Source organism: Streptomyces sp. 7N604, from assembly GCF_052245475.1.
Classification (GTDB): Bacteria; Actinomycetota; Actinomycetes; order Streptomycetales; family Streptomycetaceae; genus Streptomyces.
Genome location: NZ_JBQQBX010000011.1, coordinates 22,161 through 40,043 on the forward strand (window position 1 = coordinate 22,161; position 17,883 = coordinate 40,043).

Sequence of the window (17,883 nt, forward strand, 5' to 3'; positions counted from 1 at the left end):
TGTGCCGGGCCCTGACGTCCCATGACCCGAGTGCGAACACCAGGACCGAGTAGCTACGACGGTCACTTGCCGCGCATCTTGCGCTGCTCAGCGACGATGTCGTCCATGGCCACACTGCTTGTTGTGCCCGGTGGAGTCTGTCCGGCTCCTCGCAGAGGCCGCGTCGCCGCGGCAGTGGCGGGCCGACATATGTCGAGCTCGGCCCAAACGGTCTTGCCGGGGTTGCGCGGCATGGTGCCCCAGCGGTCAGCAAGGCGGTCGATCAGGAGAAGGCCGCGCCCGAAGGGCTCGTCTGCGGCGGGGGTCTGTACGCGGGGCAGGCGTTTTCTGCGCGTATCGCTGACCTCGATGCGTACGGCGGAGGCGGTCAGGGCCAGCCGTATGCGGAAGAGGCGGCCCCGCAGGGACCCGTGCAGCAGGGCGTTGGTGGACAACTCGCTGACGACCAGCGCGGTTTCGCTGGCGAATGGGGGCTGCCCCCACTCGGTGACCAGCCGTGCCGCGCGTCGGCGGGCGAGGGAGACGCTGCGCGGGCTCGGGGGGTAGTTGAGCGCGTCCTCGCGGAGGACGGCGTCGGATTGCGGGACGGCCATGGGCTTACGCCTCCGGTTGTGCTGGGGATCTTGGTGCGGCGGTGGCGTTGCCGCCGTCGCCAGGCATGGCGAGGCGGTGCACTTCCGCGAACTGGCTCCGCTGTGCGAGCGGTTGCGCACCGACCGTAGTGTCGTCGGGCTCGCTTCGCAAGAAGTCTCGGAGATATATATCTCCATCTGTTGTGGCACCCTGAGATCGCTTGCACACTGTGTGCGACTCCTGGGAGGTGGTGCGAGTGGCGGAGAGTGCAACCGGCCTCGGCAATCGCGTATCGACAGTGCTGGCACGAAAGTTGGGCGGCGAACTGCTCAGGCTTCGGGACGCTGCCGGTCTCACACAGCCGCAAGCTGCGGCCGCCTTGAGTGCTACGGCGGCCAAGGTCGCGAAGATGGAGCGGGGATGGGTGCCCTTCCGGGATCCCGACGTCCGGGCGCTGTGCGAGCTCTATGGCGTGAGCGATACCAAGACCGTCGGCGGCTTCTTGGAGTTGGCCCGGCTCGACCGCGAGCGCCGCAAGGCCAAGGGCTGGTGGCAGCATTCCCCCAACGCCGGGGCGTTGGCTGAGTACATCGCGATGGAGGACGTTGCGAACCGCGTGCGCACCTGGCAGCTATCCCTGATTCCTGGGCTATTCCAGACGGCTGAGTACGCCCGCGCGCTCTCCGTCACCGACGCTCGATGGGAAGACCCCGATGAGATCGAGCGGATCGTCGAGGTCAGAATGAAACGCCAGGCTCGAATCGCTGGCGAGCGTCCCTTGCAGGTGTACGCGGTGGTCTGGGAGGCCGCGCTCCGTCAGTTGGTCGGTGGGCGCGAGGTCATGCGCGCGCAGCTGGAGCGTTTGCTGGACGTGGCGCGGTTGCCCAACGTGCGCGTGCAGGTTCTGCCGTATCGCGCCGGTGGCCACCCTTGCATCACGGGGCCGTTCAACATCCTCTCGTTTGCTGAGACGGAGGCAGTGGATGTGGTCCACGTGGACACCATTGCGAATACGGTGTGGGTGGAGAACGAGGCCGAGGGCGCGATCTACAGCACGTTCTTCGACCGGACGGCCAGGCTGAGCCTGGCGCAGCGCGACTCCGCAGTATTGATCGACAGCATTCGCAAGGGGATGTGACAGTGTCCGCGTACGAGTTCGTGAAGTCCAGCTTCAGCAGTCCGGGTGGCGGCGAGTGCGTCGAGGTCGCGACCAACGTCCCCGGCACGGTGGCCGTACGGGACTCCAAGGACCCGGAGGGTCCGATACTCCGCTTCGGCGCGGCCGAGTGGTCCACGTTCCGTGCCGACGTGGTGCGCGGGGCTTTCGACCCCGCGTAGGGACACGGCCTTCGGGCGTATACCGGCAGCGCCCGGTACCGTACGAAGGAGACCCGCAATCAGGGGGAGCATCCGCGATGAGTCCCGCAGACTCGGCAGCCCTGCCGCCTCACGTCCCGGAAGATTCGATCACAGCGCAGGTCACCGTGTCCGGTGCGGTTGCCGACATACTGCGTGATCTTGCAGCCATTGATGGGCGCACCCCGGAAGAGATGGTGCAGGAGTGGGTGGCGGGCAGGGTGGTGATTCCTGCCGGGCCAGCGAGTGCTGAGGATTGGGAGCTGTTCGACGGGCCAGCGGATCTGTCCGCGCGAGCCGATGAGTACTTGCGCGGCGGGTTCGGGCAGTGACCGAGCGGATCCCGTTTGCCGTCGCCGATACCTCCGTGCTTCTCGCCGCCTTCAATCGCAGCGACCATCAGCACAAGGAAGCTGTTGTGGTGTTCTCACGACATCCCGCATCCTCATCGTGTCTCCCCTGGTACTCGCGGAACTCGACTACCTGTTGATGGCGAGGGCCGGAGAGACCACGGCGGTGCAGGCAGCAGAGCGCATTGCGGGCCTCGCTTCGGTTGGACAAGTGCGCATCGCGCAGGTCAACCACGTGGCGATCCGGGAGGCAGCAGATGTTCTCCGCCAGTACCAGGGACAAGCGATCGGACTGACAGACGCCGTCAACGCTTGTCTGGCGTGGAAACTCAGGCGTCCGGTGATCTTGTCGTTCGATGGCCACTACCGGCACACGATCAGTCCCCGCAAGGCCGGGGAGAAGCATCTGGAAGTACTGCCGCAGCGGTAGTGGCTCACAGCCGGACGCGGGTCTCTTCTGCGGGCCCTTCAGGCGGGCGCGAGCCCATGAGAACGAGGCAAAGATGCCGGCGACCAATGGGGCGCGAGCAGGGTGTGGGGGAGGCCGCTCGGGGGAAGTACGAACTGCCAGGCGGCGGACATGGACAGGGGCACGCTGCGTCCGAGTCCGAGGGCAACGTCCAGCTGCGCGGCGTACGCGGTGGCGCCCGCGGTGTACGCGGCCCAGGTGGACAGCAGTGTGGTGAGCGGGCCGCGCCGGATGCCGGGCGGCGCGCTGAAGCCGAAGATGACAAAGGCGAAGCAGAGCGCGAATGCCTGGAAGGCGTAGACCGTGGCGTAGGCGAAGAGGATCGGGGACACCGGGGGCATCTCGTTCTCCGGCAGCGGACCGGTCACAAGCTTCACCAGTGCGTCGGAGCAGGAACCGGTGTCCCCGTCTGCGGCGCACAGTGAGCGGGCGGGCAGCGCGAACAGGGCTTCGGCGGCGCCGGACGTCAGCAGCTTGAGGAAGGGCATCGCGCAGCAGGTGACCACTATGGTCGCGCCGATCCTCCGCCAGAGGGTCTCCCTCGGGCCGAGCAACGCAAGGAGTTGACCCCGGGCCCACGACTGTCCGCGTACGGCCTCCTCGCCCGTCTCGGTCTCCTCACCCTCCTCGTTCTCCGTGCCCTTCTCGACCTCCGGGTCCTTGCCCCGGCTCCGGACGCCGGCGCACAGGATGGCTGCGCACACCCCGGCGCTGGCCAGCAGCATCACGTGTGCCGAGCTCTTCTGGGCGTCATTGAGCAGCTGTTCCATCCGCACGCCGCGCAGCACCGGTTCGAAGGCGAGCCGCGGAAGCTCGAGCACGGTCAGTGCGAGCAGATTGGCCAGCGGCGCGAACGTGAGCAGCGCGAGGCAGAAGGGGAACGGCTGCGCGGGCACCTCGGCGGTACGGCGCGCCACCGCGCGGGCCGCGCTCAGCAGCAGTCCGAGAAACAGCAGAGGAGGGCGATGGCGCGGTCCGGGAACACCTTCTCGTACAGGACCTGTCCCAGCGGGGTCACGTAGGCCAGTACGGCGCAGACCACGCCGTAGAGGGCGATCCTGTTCGCGGTGCCCATCCGGGAGTGCCACTGGGCGAAGCGCTTGAGCCGGGAGCGGCGGTCACCTTCGCCGGAAAGGGCGGGGTCCGCCGTATCCGTCGTATCCGTATGCGGGTCCGCCGCACTCTCCGACAAGCCCGGACCTCCCCCGTGTCCTTGCCGGCTGAAGCCGGCTGAAGCCGATGGTCCGCTACGGCCGTCAGGACAAGTGATCACCGCCCTTGTGTGGCAAGGGAGTTGCTGTGCGCAGGGTGTGTGCCGAACGCGCGGACCGCGCCCCTCCCCGTCCGTATCGCGGACGGCCGATGCTGACGCATCCCTGTTGTATCTAAGATGTGCGCATGCCGTCCGCCGTCCCCGCCCCCGTCAAGCAACCGCCCGCCGCAGAGCGGGTCTACGCCCACGTCAAGCAGGCCGTACTCGACCGCCGTTACGAAGGCGGCACCCTGCTCACCGAAGGCGACCTCGCCGAAGCCGTCGGCGTATCCCGTACGCCCGTGCGCGAGGCGTTGCTCCGGCTCGAGGTCGAAGGGCTGATCAAGCTCTATCCGAAGAAGGGCGCGCTCGTGCTGCCCGTCTCCGCGCAGGAGATCGGGGATGTCGTCGAGACCCGCCTGCTCGTCGAGGAGCACGCCGCCCGCAAGGCCGTGCCCGCCGGGCCGCGGCTCATCGCGCGTCTGGAGGAGCTGCTGGAGGAGCAGCGGCGGTATGCGGCCCAGGGCGATCTCGCCGCCGTGGCCGCCAGCGACCGCTGCTTCCACGCCGAGATCGTCCGCAGCGCGGGCAACCGGATCCTCGACCGGCTCTACGACCAACTGCGCGACCGCCAGCTGCGGATGGGCGTCGCGGTCATGCACGCGCACCCCGACCGGATCGCCAAGAACATCGCCGAGCACGCCGAGATCCTCCAAGCCCTGCGCACCGGCGACGCCGACGCCGCGGCCGAGGCCGTACACCAGCATGTCAGCTGGGTCCGCGTCCTCGTCCGGGGTGATGAGCGGTGAGCTCCAGCTCGGGCTCCGGCTCCGGCTCCGACGCAGCCGCTGGCTCTGCCATACGCCTGCCCGGTGATCCCCCCGGCGGACGGCGGGCCGTCGCCGTCTGGGGCATCGGCGTCGCCGTCTACTTCGTTGCCATCACCTACCGCACCAGCCTGGGCGTCGCGGGCCTCGACGCGGCCGATCGTTTCGACATCAACGCCTCGGCCCTGTCGACCTTTTCGATCCTCCAGCTGCTCGTCTACGCCGGGATGCAGATACCGGTCGGCCTGATGGTCGACCGGCTCGGCACCAAGAAGGTCCTGGCGCTGGGCGTTGTCCTCTTCACGGCCGGCCAGCTCGGCTTCGCGCTCTCCCACTCGTACGCCACCGCGCTCGCCGCCCGCGCGCTCCTCGGCTGCGGCGACGCGATGACCTTCATCAGCGTGCTGCGGCTCGGCTCGCGCTGGTTCCCGGCCCGGCGCGGGCCGCTGATCGCGCAGATCGCCGCGCTGTTCGGGATGGCGGGCAATCTCATCTCCACGCTCGTGCTCTCCCGCCTCCTGCACAGCCTCGGCTGGACGCCGGCCTTCGCGGGCAGCGCGATCGGCGGCGCGGTCGTGCTCGTGCTCCTGCTGGTCTTCCTCAAGGACCACCCCGAGGGCTACGAGCCGGAGCCCGCGGTCCGGCACCACGCGCAGGACCACGCGCGCGGTGGCGGCTTCGTACGGCGGCAGATCGCGGCGGCCTGGCGGGAGCCGGGCACCCGGCTCGGCATGTGGGTGCACTTCACCACCCAGTTCCCGGCCATGGTCTTCCTGCTGCTGTGGGGCATGCCGTTCCTGGTCGAGGCCCAGGGCCTGTCCCGGGCCGAGGCCGGCGAACTGCTCACCCTGGTCGTCCTCGCCAACATGGCCGTGGGCCTCGTCTACGGGCAGATCATCGCCCGCCATCACAAGGCCCGTACGCCGCTCGCGCTCGGCACGGTCGGCGTGACGGCCCTGAGTTGGGGCGCGGCTCTCGGCTGGCCGGGCGGCCACGCACCGATGTGGCTGCTCGTCGTCCTGTGCACGGTCCTCGGCGCCTGCGGCCCCGCATCCATGATCGGCTTCGACTTCGCCCGCCCCGCCAACCCTCCCGAGCGCCTCGGCACCGCCTCCGGCATCGTCAACATGGGCGGCTTCACCGCCTCCATGGCGACGCTCCTCGCGATCGGCGTCCTGCTCGACGCGACCGGCGACGACTACCGGATCGCCTTCGCGTCGGTCTTCGTCCTGGAGGCGGTCGGCGTCGCGCAGATCCTGCGGCTGCGGGGGCGGGCGGACCGGCGCGAGCGCGAACGGGTGGTGGCGAGCCGCGTGGAGACGGTCCACGTACCGGCGTAGCGGGCGTAGCCCCCGGCCTCCCGCCGCGGCCGCCGGCTTCCCCCCGGCCGCGCCGCCCGGACGGAGCGAGCGACCGCCACCGTGAGGCACCGATCGGCCGCCGAGGAACCCAGCAGCCGCCACCGTGAGGAACCGAGCGGCCGCATCGCGTAGCGCACCCGAGCCGCCCGCGCCCCCCTCTCTATGCTGTCGGCATGAGCCCCCACCCCCGCTTCGACCGCGGCCATACCGACGACCTGATCGGATTCCTCGCCCAGAGCCCCTCGCCGTACCACGCCGTGGCGAGCGCCGCCGAGCGGCTCGAGAAGGCCGGGTTCCGGAAGGTCGAGGAGACCGCCGTCTGGGACGGGGCGGCAGGCGGGAAGTACGTGCTGCGGGGCGGGGCCATCGTCGCCTGGTACGTGCCGGAGGGGGCCGGGGCCGAGACGCCGTACCGGATCATCGGCGCGCACACCGACTCGCCCAACCTCCGCGTCAAGCCCATCCCCGACACCGGCGCGCACGGCTGGCGGCAGATCGCCGTCGAGATCTACGGCGGCACGCTGCTCAACACCTGGCTCGACCGCGACCTCGGCCTGTCAGGACGGCTCACACTCCGCAGCGGAGCGCAGCACCTCGTATCCGTCGACCGGCCGCTGCTGCGCGTGCCGCAGCTCGCCGTGCACCTCGACCGGTCCGTCAACACCGAGGGCCTCAAGCTCGACAAGCAGCGGCACATGACGCCGGTCTGGGGCCTGGGGGAAGTCCAGGAGGGGGACCTCATCCGCTTCCTGGCCGAGGAGTCGGGCCTCCCGGCCGAGGAGGTCACCGGCTGGGACCTCATGGTGCACAGCGTCGAGCCGCCCGCGTACCTGGGCCGGGACCGCGAGCTGCTGGCCGGGCCGCGCCTGGACAACCTGCTGTCCGTGCACGCCGGTACGGCCGCGCTCGCCGCCATGGCGACCTCCGGCCGGAGCCTGCCGTACATCCCCGTCCTGGCCGCCTTCGATCACGAGGAGAACGGCAGCCAGTCCGACACGGGCGCCGAAGGACCGCTGCTCGGCAACGTCCTGGAGCGGTCGGTCTTCGCGCGCGGCGGCGGCTACGAGGACAGGGCGCGCGCCTTCGCCGGAACCGTCTGCCTGTCCTCCGACACCGGTCACGCCGTGCACCCCAACTACGCCGAGCGCCACGAGCCCGGTCACCACCCGGTGCCGGGCGGTGGCCCCATCCTCAAGGTCAACGTCAACCAGCGCTACGCGACGGACGGGCGCGGCCGCGCGGTCTTCGTCTCCGCGTGCGAGCGCGCGGGCGTACCGTGGCAGTCCTTCGTGTCCAACAACGCCATGCCCTGCGGCACCACGATCGGCCCGATCACCGCCGCGCGGCACGGTATCGCCACGGTCGACATCGGTGTCGCGATCCTCTCCATGCACTCGGCCCGTGAACTGTGCGGGGCGGAGGATCCGTTTCTGCTGGCGAATGTGCTGGCGGCCTTCCTGGAGGACTGAGTTGGAGTTCGCGCTGCTCGGCCCGGTCGGTGTCACCACCGGCTCCGGTGAGCTTCCGCTCGGGCCCGCCAAGCGCCGCAGCGTGCTCGCCATGCTGTTGCTGCAGCCCAACATCACGGTCTCCGTCGAGCAGCTCATCACCTGCCTCTGGGAGGACGAACCGCCCGCCCACGCCCGTACGGTCGTCCAGGGCCACGTCTCGCGGCTGCGCGCGGCCCTGGCGGAGGGCGGAGCCGACGCGTACGGCATCGAGCTCGCCACGCGGGCCGGCGCGTATCTGCTGCGGCTGCCCGAAGAGCTGATCGACGCCCACCGGTTCAACGAGCTGCTGGCCCTCGCGCGGCCCGAGGCGGCGCCGCAGGACGCCGTGCCCCTGCTGCGCGAGGCGCTGGGGCTGTGGCGCGGACCGGCGCTCAGCGGGACGGTGGCGGGACCGCAGTTCGCCGCCGCGGCGCACGCGCTCGAGGAGCGGAGGCTGGCGGCGGTCGAGGCGCTGGCGAGGGCGCACGGGGCGCTCGGCGAACACGAGCGGGCCGCGGCCGTGCTGTACGTCGAGGCGGCCGCGAACCCGCTGCGCGAAGGGCTGGTGGCGGCCCTGATGGGGGCGCTGTACCGGGCGGGCCGCCAGTCGGACGCGATCAACTGGTTCCATCGGACCCGGCAGTTGCTCGGCGAGGAGCTGGGGGTCGACCCCGGGGAGCGGCTCAGCCGGGCGTACGAGGAGATACTGCGCGCCGAGGCGGTGGCCGCGGCGCCGTCCGCTCCACAGGCCCACCCCGATCCGCGGGCGCACGACGGCCTGCGGGCGCACGGTGACCCGCAGGGGCACGGCGACCGGCAGGCACAGGCCGTCCCGCAGGGGCATGGCGATCGGCAGGCAGACGGCGTCCCGCAGGCGTACGGCGACCCGCAGGGGCACGCGGACCCGCAGGCGCGCGCGGATCGGAGCGACCCGGCGCGCGCGGCCCAGGGCAGCCCGCCACCGGACAGCCCCCCGCCGCCCGCGGCCGGCCACGCCGTCCCCCGCCACCTGCCGCGGCCCCCGGCCCGCTTCCTCGGCCGGGAGGCACAACTCGCGGACCTCACCCGCTGGATCACGGCGACGGCGAACGGCGAGAGCCCCGTCGCCGTCGTGACCGGCCCGGCCGGTGTCGGCAAGACCGCGTGCGCCGTGCAGTGGGCACACCTGCACGCCCACGCCTTCCCCGACGGGCAGCTCTTCGCCGACCTCGGCGGCTTCGGCGAAGGCGACGAGGCGGCGCCCGCGGCCGTGCTGCGCGAGTTCCTGCTCGCACTCGGAACACCGCCCGGGCAGATCCCGCCGTCGGCGGAGGCCGCGTCCGCGCTCTACCGGTCGATCGTCGCCCGCCGCAAGATCCTGGTCGTCCTGGACAACGCACGCAGTTCTGCGCAGGTACGGCCGCTGCTGCCTGGGGGTACTCCCCCAGCTACCGCTGGGGGTGCCCCCACCCGGACGGAGTCTGGGGGAGGGGCGGGCTGCGCCACGCTCGTGACCAGCCGGAGCCGCCTCGACGGCCTGGTCGCCACCGACTGCGCCCGGCCCGTACCCGTACAGGTACTGGCGACCGAGGAGGGCATGGCGCTGCTCGGCACCGTGCTCGGCCCCGAGCGGATCGCCGACGACCCGGACGCCGCCCGCGAGTTGGTCGGTCTGTGCGAAGGGCTCCCGCTCGCGCTGCGCGCGGCGGCCGCGCAGCTGACGGCGCGCCCGCGCTGGCGGCTGTCCCGGCTGGCCGCGGCGCTGCGCGACGAGCGGCGGCGGCTGGCCCTGCTGTCCGCCGAGGACACCGGAATCGCGGCCGCGCTGCGGACGTCCGTGGCCCGGCTCTCGGCGGACGACGCGCGGCTGCTGAGCGCGCTGGCCACCGGCTCGGGCCGCCAGGTCGACGCGTCCGCGGTGGCCGCACTCGCGGGCGCCGACCCCGACCGCACCCGGGACGGCCTGGACCGGCTCGCCGAGATGCACCTCGTGGACGAGGAGGCCACCGACCGCTACGTCATCAGCGCGCTGGTGCAGCTCTTCGCGCGGGGCGGGGAGCCGGGCGAGGGGGATGCGTCCGGGGCCGATTCGGCCGGGGCAGCGGAGCGTTAGCCGGAGGTTAGCGGTACGGCAGCGGGCGTCGGCAGGGTTCAGGCCGTACCCACCGACCGCCCTCAGTCCGGGGAGACCTGACATGCCGTACGCCACTGCCCGCGCCACTTCCACCGCCGCCGCCCGCCGTTCCCGCTCGCTGCGCCTCACCGCCGTATGCCTGACCGCCGCGGCAGCCCTGACGCTCACCGCCTGCGGCGGGGACTCCGGCTCGGGGGTGCGGACCTCCGGCGGCGCGAACGACGCCTCGGCCGCGCAGCGCACCGGCGCCAAGGACTCCGCGGAGCAGCTGTCCGGCGGTTCCGGGGCGGCCAGGAGCTCCGCCGGGACGGGCACCGGCTCCGGAAAGGGCAGTAAGAGAGGCACGGCGGGCGGCGGTTCCGCCGACGGATCCGGCACGACGGCCGGGCAGGGTCGTGGCGGCAAGGTTCCGACCTGCACGCCCGCGAACGTCGAGGTCCAACTCCAGGCGATGAAACGGCCCGTCAACCACATGATCCTGACCGCCACCAACACGTCCAGGAGGGCCTGCAACGCGTACGCCCACCCGTATGTGACCTTCGACGGCGACAAGGCGGGCCTCAAGGCGGTGGAGGACAGCAAGCCGCAGGCCGTCACCACCATCGCCCCGGGCGAGACGGCCTACGCCGGAATCAGCCTCTCCGCCGCCGACGGCTCGGGCGCGAACGGCCGCGAGGCATCCGAAATCGCGGTCGCCTTCGCCGAGGTGGACGCTGCCGGGGACCCGGGCCGCCCGGTGACGCTGCCCGCGCCCGGCGGCTCGGTCCACGTCGACGACAGCGGCCGGGTCACGTACTGGCTGGACAGTGCGGGGGACGCCCTCGTCTGGTGACCGCCTGGTGGCCCGGCCCGGCGACCGGCCCGGCGGCAGGCCCGGCGACCCGGACAAAGGCGCGACAGGCCTCGAACTCCCCTGCCGCGGCATGGCCGTTCCGGGCCCGGGTACCCGGAAGCGGTCCAGCCCGGAACAACCAATGATCACGGGAGGCGGACAGAATGGGTATCGGCGGGTGCATCGTCCTGATCGCGGTGGGGGCCATCCTCACGTTCGCGACGGACTGGAACATGGCCGGAGTCAACCTCGATCTGGCGGGCCTGATCATGATGGCCGTCGGCTTCATCGGCCTCGCCGCATACGTGAGCATCCTCAAGCGGCGGCGGGTCCAGCCCCCGTCCCCCGGCGCGCCGGTCGTCGAGGTCGAGGACCACAACCGCTTCTACCGGTGAGCCGCTTCGGCGGCCCCGGAGACGGGGGCTTGGCTCACTTTCTCGGGCCCGGCGTCGACGCAGAACCGCGTCCAGGCCGGTGATCCACTCGATTCGTCGGCTTCCGCACAGGCCGTCAGCCTGAACTGGCCTTCGGCCGCGACCATCTTCGTGTAATTGTCGTGCCCGGACGAGATGACGGCCTTGGCCGCCTTGCCGACTGCGGGGGAGATGACTACCTGGTCCCCGATCCCGGCCTCCAGGATCCTGCCCCAGGCGGCCCGGCACGTCGGGCTGTACTTGAGCTGCAGGCGTACGGGCTCGGTCCGCTCCGCGAGCACCTGCGCGTCGGCGTTGCACCCGAACTCAGAGGGGTCCTGCCCCTGGCAGGCGCCGCCGATGCAGTCGCGCAGCGGGCCATCCGCGCCCGGCCGGCTCGGGCCGGCGTTCACGGGAGGCTTCCCTGCCGGTTCGTCCCCGCCGCTGTCGAAGAGCCCGGTCACGAAGGCCCCTGCGGCCGCGGCGGCCACGGCCACGATGAGGCCGCCCGCGAGCGTCTGCGGCCCGTGGCCGCGGACCCAGGCACGCAGCCGCTGCCCGCGGCCCGGAGAGGAGGGTCCTGGCGAGGGAGCGGGGGCCGGCGGGTCCGGCGGGTTCGGAGTGCCACCATTGCCCACAGCCACGATCCCTCCCGGGTGAGCCACATCACATCCTGGAGTGATCCATGCTTGCGACCTGCTCGGTCGCGGGCAACGCCGTACCCCGGCAACTCCCCCCTTACGCCACCTGCTTGGGTCAATGTGTGAGGTGCTCGGACGGTGAAGCCCCCGGCACGAAGCCCGGCGGCGGCACCCGGGCACCCCCCCTGCCCTCAGGCAGTCACGGTCTCGGGCTCTCCGGCCCTCGGCCGGCCTCAGAAGCTGTGTCTGAGCTCTACATGACTACACGGATGGCTGGCCGGAGGCGTCGACCTGGAGTGTCGCCTGGTTCAGCATGACGAGTGCGGTGATGCCGCCTGAGAAGGACGGGCGGAGCTGGATGCGGATGCCGTGGCGTAGGGACAGACGGCCGATCACGAACAGGCCCATGCGGCCGGAGACGGAGACGTCCACTACCGGGGGGTTGGCCAGCCGGTCGTTGATCTCGGAGAGGTCCTCCGGGGAGAGGCCGATGCCGGTGTCGTGGATCTCGATGAGTACCCGGCCGTCGTGCAGGGCCTGGCCGGAGACCTTCACCTGGGTCTGCGGACTGGAGAAGGAGGTGGCGTTCTCCAGCAGCTCGGCGAGCAGGTGCACGAGGTCGGTGACGACGCGTCCCGCGATGCCCGTGGACGGCACACCGGTCAGCTCGATCCGCTCGTACTGCTCCACCTCGGCGGCGGCGGCGCGCAGCACGTCGAGCAGCGGGACCGGGCGGGTCCAGCGGCGGACCGGATCCTCGCCGGCAAGGGCGAGGAGGTTCTCGCCGTTGCGGCGCACACGGGTCGCGAGGTGGTCCAGCTTGAACAGCGAGGACAGCTGGTCCGGGTCATCCTCGCGGCTCTGCAGCTCCTCGAGCAGGGTGATCTGGCGCTGGATGAGGACCTGGCTGCGGCGCGAGAGATTGACGAACATGTCGTTCAGGACCTTCCTCAGGCCCTCCTGGTCTGGTGTCGGTGCAAGGGTTGCAGGCTCCGGTTGGGTCTTTCGACGCCACCACCGCCGGAGACGTATCGGTTCTTGCTGTTCGGCTGCCCATCGACGTTCGAGTTCGGCGTTGAGCCTTTCCTCAGCAGCCTTCAAGGCTCTGTCCGTGTGTGCGCGAGCATGCTCGATGGTGCGGAGGTCCTGCAGGGATTGCACCAGTTCCTGCTTGTGCAAGGCCACCAACTTCTTCAGCTGGTCACGTTCGCGCGTGGCTTCCTGCAGCTCGATCCTGATGCCTGCGAGGCCGACGTCACTGGCGTGGGCCTGCAACTGCCGCAGGGCGGCCTCCACCTGCCCACGGCGAGTCTCCTCAGCCTGCAGCTGTGCCCGCAGGCTCCACACCTGCTCCTCTGCTGCCTCGGCCTGCCGCCTGGCTTCGTCCAGCTGGTCTTTGAGGACATAGACCTCATGCCGGGTGGGGTCGTGGACCCGGCACGCCGCGTAATACACCTGCCGCACTGAGCTAGCGACTTCAGGCCGAACCTGCGCGCCCGTCTTGCGTTCGACCGCAGCGAACAAGCGGCCGAGAAACTCCACCTCGGGAAGGCGCTTGCCATTGAGGTAACGGGACAAGGTGGAGGCATCGGTCCCGAGCACCGTCTCAAGCTGCGCCAGCGTCATGTTAAGGGCGTCGTAGAACTCCCGCAGCCTGATCACCCAAGCATGCATGGACGCATCCAGCTTCGGGTCTAACCGGCCCAGCCGACGGCCCCGCCGGGCTTCTTGCTCCACGTGCAACAACTCCTCACCCCTAGCTTTCTTGCCGAGAATCTTGCCGCGCCCTCGCAAGATCTTTCTTGCGGCTAGTGCAGCAAAGACACCCCGGTCACGGTGGAGGAGTCCAAAGCCGGCGCACTGGGCACCGTGCTGATCCAGATGGAGAGTCCGTGTCTCATTCTCCCCGCCCACGATGGTCACCAGCCGAGGAAGCGGCGTTCATCCTCGCGCTACTGTTCACGACCGCCGGGCTCACGCTCTTCCTAATCGGCTCCGTCATGAGCCGCACCACGCTGATGATGATGGCGGGCGGCCTAGTCACCATCGCGGCACTTATCACTCCCGTCTGGCTGTACTTCCGGAAGGAGCGCCGTGACGACGCGAGCCAATCCCCGCCAACTCCTCCAGTCTTGCCGACAGACCCCACTCAGTCCCACAGGCCGAGTGCGCCGAGGCGCTGAAAAGTGTTCGGCGGGGAGCGGGCGGTGTCCGGGGCCGTTGGTCCAGCGTGGGCAGGGGATATCCGCTGGTCTGTCCAACTATTCCACGAATTCAGCCCGGTTGGCCCGGGTGGGCGGGTGGACGGGGACGTCAGGCCGGTTCGGGTGGGCGGTGGACGGTGTCGAACAGCCGTGTCCAGGCGTCCTGCCAGGGCCATCGCCGGGGCAGGTGCAGGATGAGGTGATGGCTGCCGGGCAGCGACCCCAGCGCGCGGGCAGAGACCCGCGGCGCTTCGCATCACGGCGTCGTTGGTCGCCGCGGGGGTGGGCGGCCGTACGGCGGCTGCTGGTGGCACCGGGGCCGTCTGCTCCCTGTGCCCCGGCCGTGCGGCTCCCGCCGCGCGGGGAGGGCTGGACGTTAGTCGGCCTGGCCGTCGAGCAACGTCGTGTCCGGTGTATCGCCGGACCGCGCCTCCCTCATGCGGTGCAGCACCCACGCCGCCAGTCGCCACACCCCGATGGTGCGCCCGGCTCGGACATCACGACCAGAGGGTCAGCAGATCTCAAACACCTCCTGAGCGACGCCCGACGGTACGACCAGGGCCCGCCGGTGAGCCGGCGGGCCGTCGCGGAGATCGAGGCCGACTACGAGATCCCCTTGGGTACCAGCTTCCAGTCGGTTTCCTCCGGCCATCCGCCGTAGCCCTCAGTGTAGATTTCACCGGTCACCTGGATGGGCTCGTTCGGTCGCATCGTCACCGCGAAGTCGATCACATGGTGATAGCAGAAGGGTGAGTAGCTGGTGGCGAGGCAGTCCTTCCAGTCGGCGCGCTGGCTTAGCTGCACCATGCTCGGGTCGTAGTAGTTGACCGTCGGCGTACCGGGATCACCCTCGACGCCCCAGAAGAAGTCTCCGGCCGTGGTGTTGCGGAAGTCCATGGAGATCTTGGACCCGCGGGTCAGCCCCGTCTCGTCCCAGCACTCCGTGACCGGTAGCCGCACCTTGGTCGCGGTGATACCGGTGACGCGGTTCTCGATGTCGTAATTCCACGTCCAGGTCCGGCAGGTCTCCGCGGCCTGGGTCGCCGCCGTGGTGCTCGCGTGTGCCGTTCCTGCGGTGAGACCGGCAAGGATGAGAATCGCGGCGATTACCGCGGCCAGGGTATTGCGCATGTGTGATCCCCATGGGTTTCGCATGATCTTGTCCTCCAGTCAGGCCCCGTTCTCCCTGAGTGCGGTGCAGTCGCACCACTGAATGGGAGGCGGGAGGCGGATGTTTACGGCGGCTGTTGATCGCCTGCCTTGGTGCACGGGATACCGCTGGGCCGGCGGCCCGGCAGTCCACTCCGTCGTCCTGGTGCCGTCGAGCCTGTGGCGCCAGTCCTTTCGGTGTTCAGGGGCGGACGTAGCCGTAGATGCCTGCGGTGGCCGGGTTCTTGACGCGCCGGGTCACCTTGTCGGAGACGTTGCCGCCGATGACGGTGATGGTCCCGTTCGCGTGCACCTGCTCCACGAGATCGACGTGTTTGCTGGTGCTGGTGCTAGCTGGTCCGGAGCCGTACATCACGGCGTCGCCGGGGCGCAACCCGCGGTAGCCCCAGGAGGAGTGCCCATTGCGCAGGCCCCAGGTGAACCAATCACCGGTGAAGGCGCGGTGGGGGACGTTCACGCCGGCCTTCTGCCAGACCCAGGTGCCGAACATCGCGCACCAGGCGTCACACGAGCCGTAGGGGTTGCAGTTGGAGCCTGTTTCGCGGACTCCGAGCTGGCTGGCAGCGATGGAGACGATCTTCTGTCGTGTAGAACCCTGTGCCGGTGGGGCCGGGTTCTGGCCGGAGCCGGAGCCGGAGCCGGAGCTGGAGCCGGAGCCGTTTCCGCTGCACGTCATGCTCCCTTTGATGCCCATGGAGCGCAGGGTGTTGGGCCCGGCGATCCCGTCCACGGCAAGGCCGTGGGCGCGCTGGTACCTCTCCACAGCCCTCTTGGTGTCGGGGCCGTACGCACCGTCCCTGGTGACACCGGCCGCCGCCTGCACCTTGCGCACCTGTCGTGCCATACGTGAGTCGGTCACCGGCCCGGCAATGCCGTCGACTGCAATGCAGGCGTCCCGTTGAAAGGCTTGGACGGCTCCGCGGGTCTGCGGTCCGGTGATGCCGTCCACTCCGGACCAGGGAAGGTATCCCGTCCCGGCGAGATTCCATTGCACCTGCAGGGTGTGCGACGACGGGTAGGGGAGATTCCTCAGCGCCTGGACGGACAGGGCGGGTGCGGCCGTGGCTGTCGACGGTGCGAGCAGCAGCCCGCAGAGGGCGATGAGCAGGACGAGTAACAACAGCAGCAGACGGTGAACCGTGGTGGATGCCCTGGCTGTGTCCCGGCTGAGGCTTCCGGCCTGATCCAGCCGGGGAACGTGGAGCGATATGGACATGATGGCCTTTCGGTAGGCGTTCGGTCACAGTCCCCTCCCGTCAGGTGCGGCCAAGTCCGCTGCGCTGTCGGCGAGGGGGTTGCGGATGCATTCGGCGGCAGCTGTTCGCCGCTCGCCAAAACGACCATCCACGTCCCGTCGTCCCATCGGTAGCCTGAACCCGTCTCGCTGCGTTCCATCTCATCTCACCCCGTCTCACAGAGCCTGACCTGCAGAAAGAGACGGACCTGAGAAGCGCGGCACCATGATCAGCCAAGGAGAGAGATACGTGAGTGGCAGGTTAGGGTGGGGACTCCCGGACGAACCGGCGCCGGAAGAGCGCGCGCTGTGTGATGCGCTGAGAGAGATCTGGCGCAGCAGGGACCTGTCCTTGAAGGCGTTTGCCCGCGACACCGGCTACTCCAAAGCCGGGTGGCACCGGGTCTTCAACGGCCGCGCGTGCCCGCCACGCGATGCGCTCGCCACGTTATGCGCGCGGCGCGGTCTGGATGGCGGGCACCTTCTCGAGCTGTGGGGCCAGGCGGACGCAGCCCGTCGGCGCAGAACAACTGCCACGTCCATGCCGGTAGCCGCCAAGACGGAAAGCACCTCAACACCTGCCCCAGCAGGCGGCCACCCCACATCTGCGAAAGCTGCGGTCCCGGAGCCCGCCGATGCCCAGGACGCTTCCTCGGCCACCAGAACGCCCGCTGCGGACAGCACGTCACCGAACCAGGCACCAGCCGGCACACCCATGCCGGCCTCACCCGCCGCTCCGGCATCGGCGCCATTCCGTCAGCGCCTGGCGACGATATGGCCCACAGGCCGCTTTCCTTTCAGGCGCCGGTGGCTCCTGGCCCCGGCAGCCCTCGCCCTGACCGTGGCTGGCGGCTGGCTCCAGATGGCGGGAACGTCCGACAGCGCATCGGACGGCCAACTCCTCGGTCCTCACAGCGAACGCTCCGACCATCCGCAGCCGTCCAGCCCTTCTGCGGCCCAACGGACAAGTCCCCCGCCCAGCCCCGAGGCCGTCCCATCCCACCGTGGTGGGACCGCCCCGGAAGAGGCCAAGCCCGAGGCCGAGCGTCCGCCCACCCCCAAGGCAGACCGGTCGCCTACCGAGGGGGGAGGGATGACGGCCGCGACGACGGAGCCGGCAAGCGCCGACGCGCCGAAGACCGACTCCAGGGGCCAGTCCTGCTACGGCAGCGCCCGCGACTACACCGCCGTCGGCGATGCCAGCCAGGGCGTCGCCACGTGGCGCGCCTACAGCTACGCCACCACTACTTCGGCTTGCGCGGACATCAACGTGAAGACCAACTACAGCCGTTGGGTCAGGGTGTGTTTCGAGCGGACCGCCAGCTGCAACGATTGGACGCCGGCGTACGTGGGTCAGTGGACTGTGGTCGCCGATGACGTCGATGACGGCACGAAATTCTGGCTTGTGTTCAAGGGCTCCAACAACTCGACGGGCATGGCCGCGTACTGACGCCAATCTGACCGGGCACACAGCCCGGCTCACCGTCGGTCCAGATGTCCGCGCCCGCGGCCGAGTCGGCGGACGCCCCACCGTCGCCACCGAAGAGGTCATCCGTGCCGGCCGTGATCTACTACCCGACCACGGCCACCGGAGCGAT

Annotated in this window: 17 protein-coding genes and 3 pseudogenes; 12 read left to right on the forward strand and 8 right to left on the reverse strand. The window is 70.3% G+C overall.

The window, feature by feature from the left end; genetic code table 11:
• Positions 1–62: 62 nt before the first annotated feature.
• A complete protein-coding gene (locus tag ACTWP8_RS13700) occupies positions 63–593 on the reverse strand; it encodes an ATP-binding protein (protein ID WP_443322421.1) in 531 nt (176 codons plus the stop codon).
• 236 nt (positions 594–829) lie between these two features.
• Between ACTWP8_RS13700 and ACTWP8_RS13705 the strand changes: the two genes are divergently transcribed.
• From ACTWP8_RS13705 to ACTWP8_RS13720, 4 genes are all read left to right on the forward strand, one after another.
• Positions 830–1,711 carry a helix-turn-helix domain-containing protein gene (locus ACTWP8_RS13705; protein WP_443322422.1) on the forward strand — a complete coding sequence of 294 codons (882 nt, stop codon included), beginning with the start codon at positions 830–832 and terminating at the stop codon, positions 1,709–1,711.
• Entirely contained in the window at positions 1,708–1,911 is a 204-nt protein-coding gene (locus ACTWP8_RS13710; protein WP_443322423.1) for a DUF397 domain-containing protein, read from the forward strand. The genes ACTWP8_RS13705 and ACTWP8_RS13710 overlap by 4 nt, the downstream gene beginning before the upstream one ends.
• A 77-nt stretch (positions 1,912–1,988) precedes the next feature.
• Entirely contained in the window at positions 1,989–2,261 is a 273-nt protein-coding gene (locus ACTWP8_RS13715) for a hypothetical protein (RefSeq protein WP_443322424.1), read from the forward strand.
• A gap of 118 nt (positions 2,262–2,379) precedes the next feature.
• Entirely contained in the window at positions 2,380–2,709 is a 330-nt protein-coding gene (locus ACTWP8_RS13720) for a hypothetical protein (protein WP_443322425.1), read from the forward strand.
• A 38-nt stretch (positions 2,710–2,747) separates the two neighbouring features.
• Here ACTWP8_RS13720 and ACTWP8_RS13725 read toward each other — a convergent pair whose 3' ends face one another.
• Both ACTWP8_RS13725 and ACTWP8_RS13730 read right to left on the reverse strand, forming a co-directional pair.
• Positions 2,748–3,665: a hypothetical protein gene (locus ACTWP8_RS13725; protein ID WP_443322426.1), complete on the reverse strand. Its 918-nt coding sequence runs from the start codon at positions 3,663–3,665 to the stop codon at positions 2,748–2,750.
• 14 nt (positions 3,666–3,679) lie between these two features.
• Positions 3,680–3,940 (reverse strand): hypothetical protein, encoded by a 261-nt coding sequence (locus ACTWP8_RS13730; protein ID WP_443322427.1) that lies wholly within the window; start codon positions 3,938–3,940, stop codon positions 3,680–3,682.
• Positions 3,941–4,146: 206 nt separating this feature from the next.
• Here ACTWP8_RS13730 and ACTWP8_RS13735 point away from each other — a divergent pair, with 206 nt between their 5' ends.
• The 6 genes from ACTWP8_RS13735 to ACTWP8_RS13760 all read left to right on the forward strand — a co-directional run bounded on the left by ACTWP8_RS13735 (position 4,147) and on the right by ACTWP8_RS13760 (position 11,018).
• A complete protein-coding gene (locus ACTWP8_RS13735; RefSeq protein WP_443316209.1) occupies positions 4,147–4,809 on the forward strand; it encodes a GntR family transcriptional regulator in 663 nt (220 codons plus the stop codon).
• Entirely contained in the window at positions 4,806–6,167 is a 1,362-nt protein-coding gene (locus tag ACTWP8_RS13740; RefSeq protein ID WP_443322428.1) for an MFS transporter, read from the forward strand. Before ACTWP8_RS13735 ends, ACTWP8_RS13740 begins: the two co-directional genes overlap by 4 nt.
• A gap of 194 nt (positions 6,168–6,361) precedes the next feature.
• Positions 6,362–7,657, forward strand: coding sequence for a M18 family aminopeptidase (locus ACTWP8_RS13745; RefSeq protein WP_443316211.1), 1,296 nt, complete (start codon positions 6,362–6,364; stop codon positions 7,655–7,657).
• Position 7,658: 1 nt separating this feature from the next.
• Entirely contained in the window at positions 7,659–9,770 is a 2,112-nt protein-coding gene (locus ACTWP8_RS13750) for a BTAD domain-containing putative transcriptional regulator (RefSeq protein ID WP_443322429.1), read from the forward strand.
• 82 nt (positions 9,771–9,852) lie between these two features.
• Complete coding sequence (locus ACTWP8_RS13755; protein ID WP_443322430.1) at positions 9,853–10,623, forward strand: DUF4232 domain-containing protein; 771 nt, start codon at positions 9,853–9,855, stop codon at positions 10,621–10,623.
• 164 nt (positions 10,624–10,787) lie between these two features.
• A complete protein-coding gene (locus ACTWP8_RS13760) occupies positions 10,788–11,018 on the forward strand; it encodes a hypothetical protein (RefSeq protein ID WP_443316214.1) in 231 nt (76 codons plus the stop codon).
• Here the strand turns inward: ACTWP8_RS13760 and ACTWP8_RS13765 are convergent.
• From ACTWP8_RS13765 to ACTWP8_RS13785, 5 genes and pseudogenes are all read right to left on the reverse strand, one after another.
• Positions 11,009–11,680 carry a DUF2690 domain-containing protein gene (locus ACTWP8_RS13765; RefSeq protein WP_443322431.1) on the reverse strand — a complete coding sequence of 224 codons (672 nt, stop codon included), beginning with the start codon at positions 11,678–11,680 and terminating at the stop codon, positions 11,009–11,011. The two genes, ACTWP8_RS13760 and ACTWP8_RS13765, sit on opposite strands and share 10 nt — an antisense overlap.
• A gap of 306 nt (positions 11,681–11,986) precedes the next feature.
• Positions 11,987–12,643 (reverse strand): annotated as a pseudogene (locus ACTWP8_RS13770) (sensor histidine kinase); the annotation flags it as partial.
• Positions 12,644–13,210: 567 nt separating this feature from the next.
• Positions 13,211–13,351, reverse strand: a pseudogene (locus tag ACTWP8_RS13775) (helix-turn-helix domain-containing protein); the annotation flags it as partial.
• Positions 13,352–14,484: 1,133 nt separating this feature from the next.
• Positions 14,485–15,012: a hypothetical protein gene (locus ACTWP8_RS13780; RefSeq protein ID WP_443322432.1), complete on the reverse strand. Its 528-nt coding sequence runs from the start codon at positions 15,010–15,012 to the stop codon at positions 14,485–14,487.
• 220 nt (positions 15,013–15,232) lie between these two features.
• On the reverse strand, positions 15,233–16,267 hold the full coding sequence (locus ACTWP8_RS13785; RefSeq protein WP_443322433.1) for a peptidoglycan-binding protein: 1,035 nt from the start codon (positions 16,265–16,267) through the stop codon (positions 15,233–15,235).
• Between the two features lie 244 nt (positions 16,268–16,511).
• Between ACTWP8_RS13785 and ACTWP8_RS13790 the strand changes: the two are divergent.
• Both ACTWP8_RS13790 and ACTWP8_RS13795 read left to right on the forward strand, forming a co-directional pair.
• A pseudogene (locus ACTWP8_RS13790) lies at positions 16,512–16,757 on the forward strand (helix-turn-helix domain-containing protein); the annotation flags it as partial.
• Positions 16,758–17,378: 621 nt separating this feature from the next.
• A complete protein-coding gene (locus ACTWP8_RS13795) occupies positions 17,379–17,735 on the forward strand; it encodes a hypothetical protein (RefSeq protein WP_443322586.1) in 357 nt (118 codons plus the stop codon).
• The last annotated feature ends 148 nt before the right edge of the window (positions 17,736–17,883 follow it).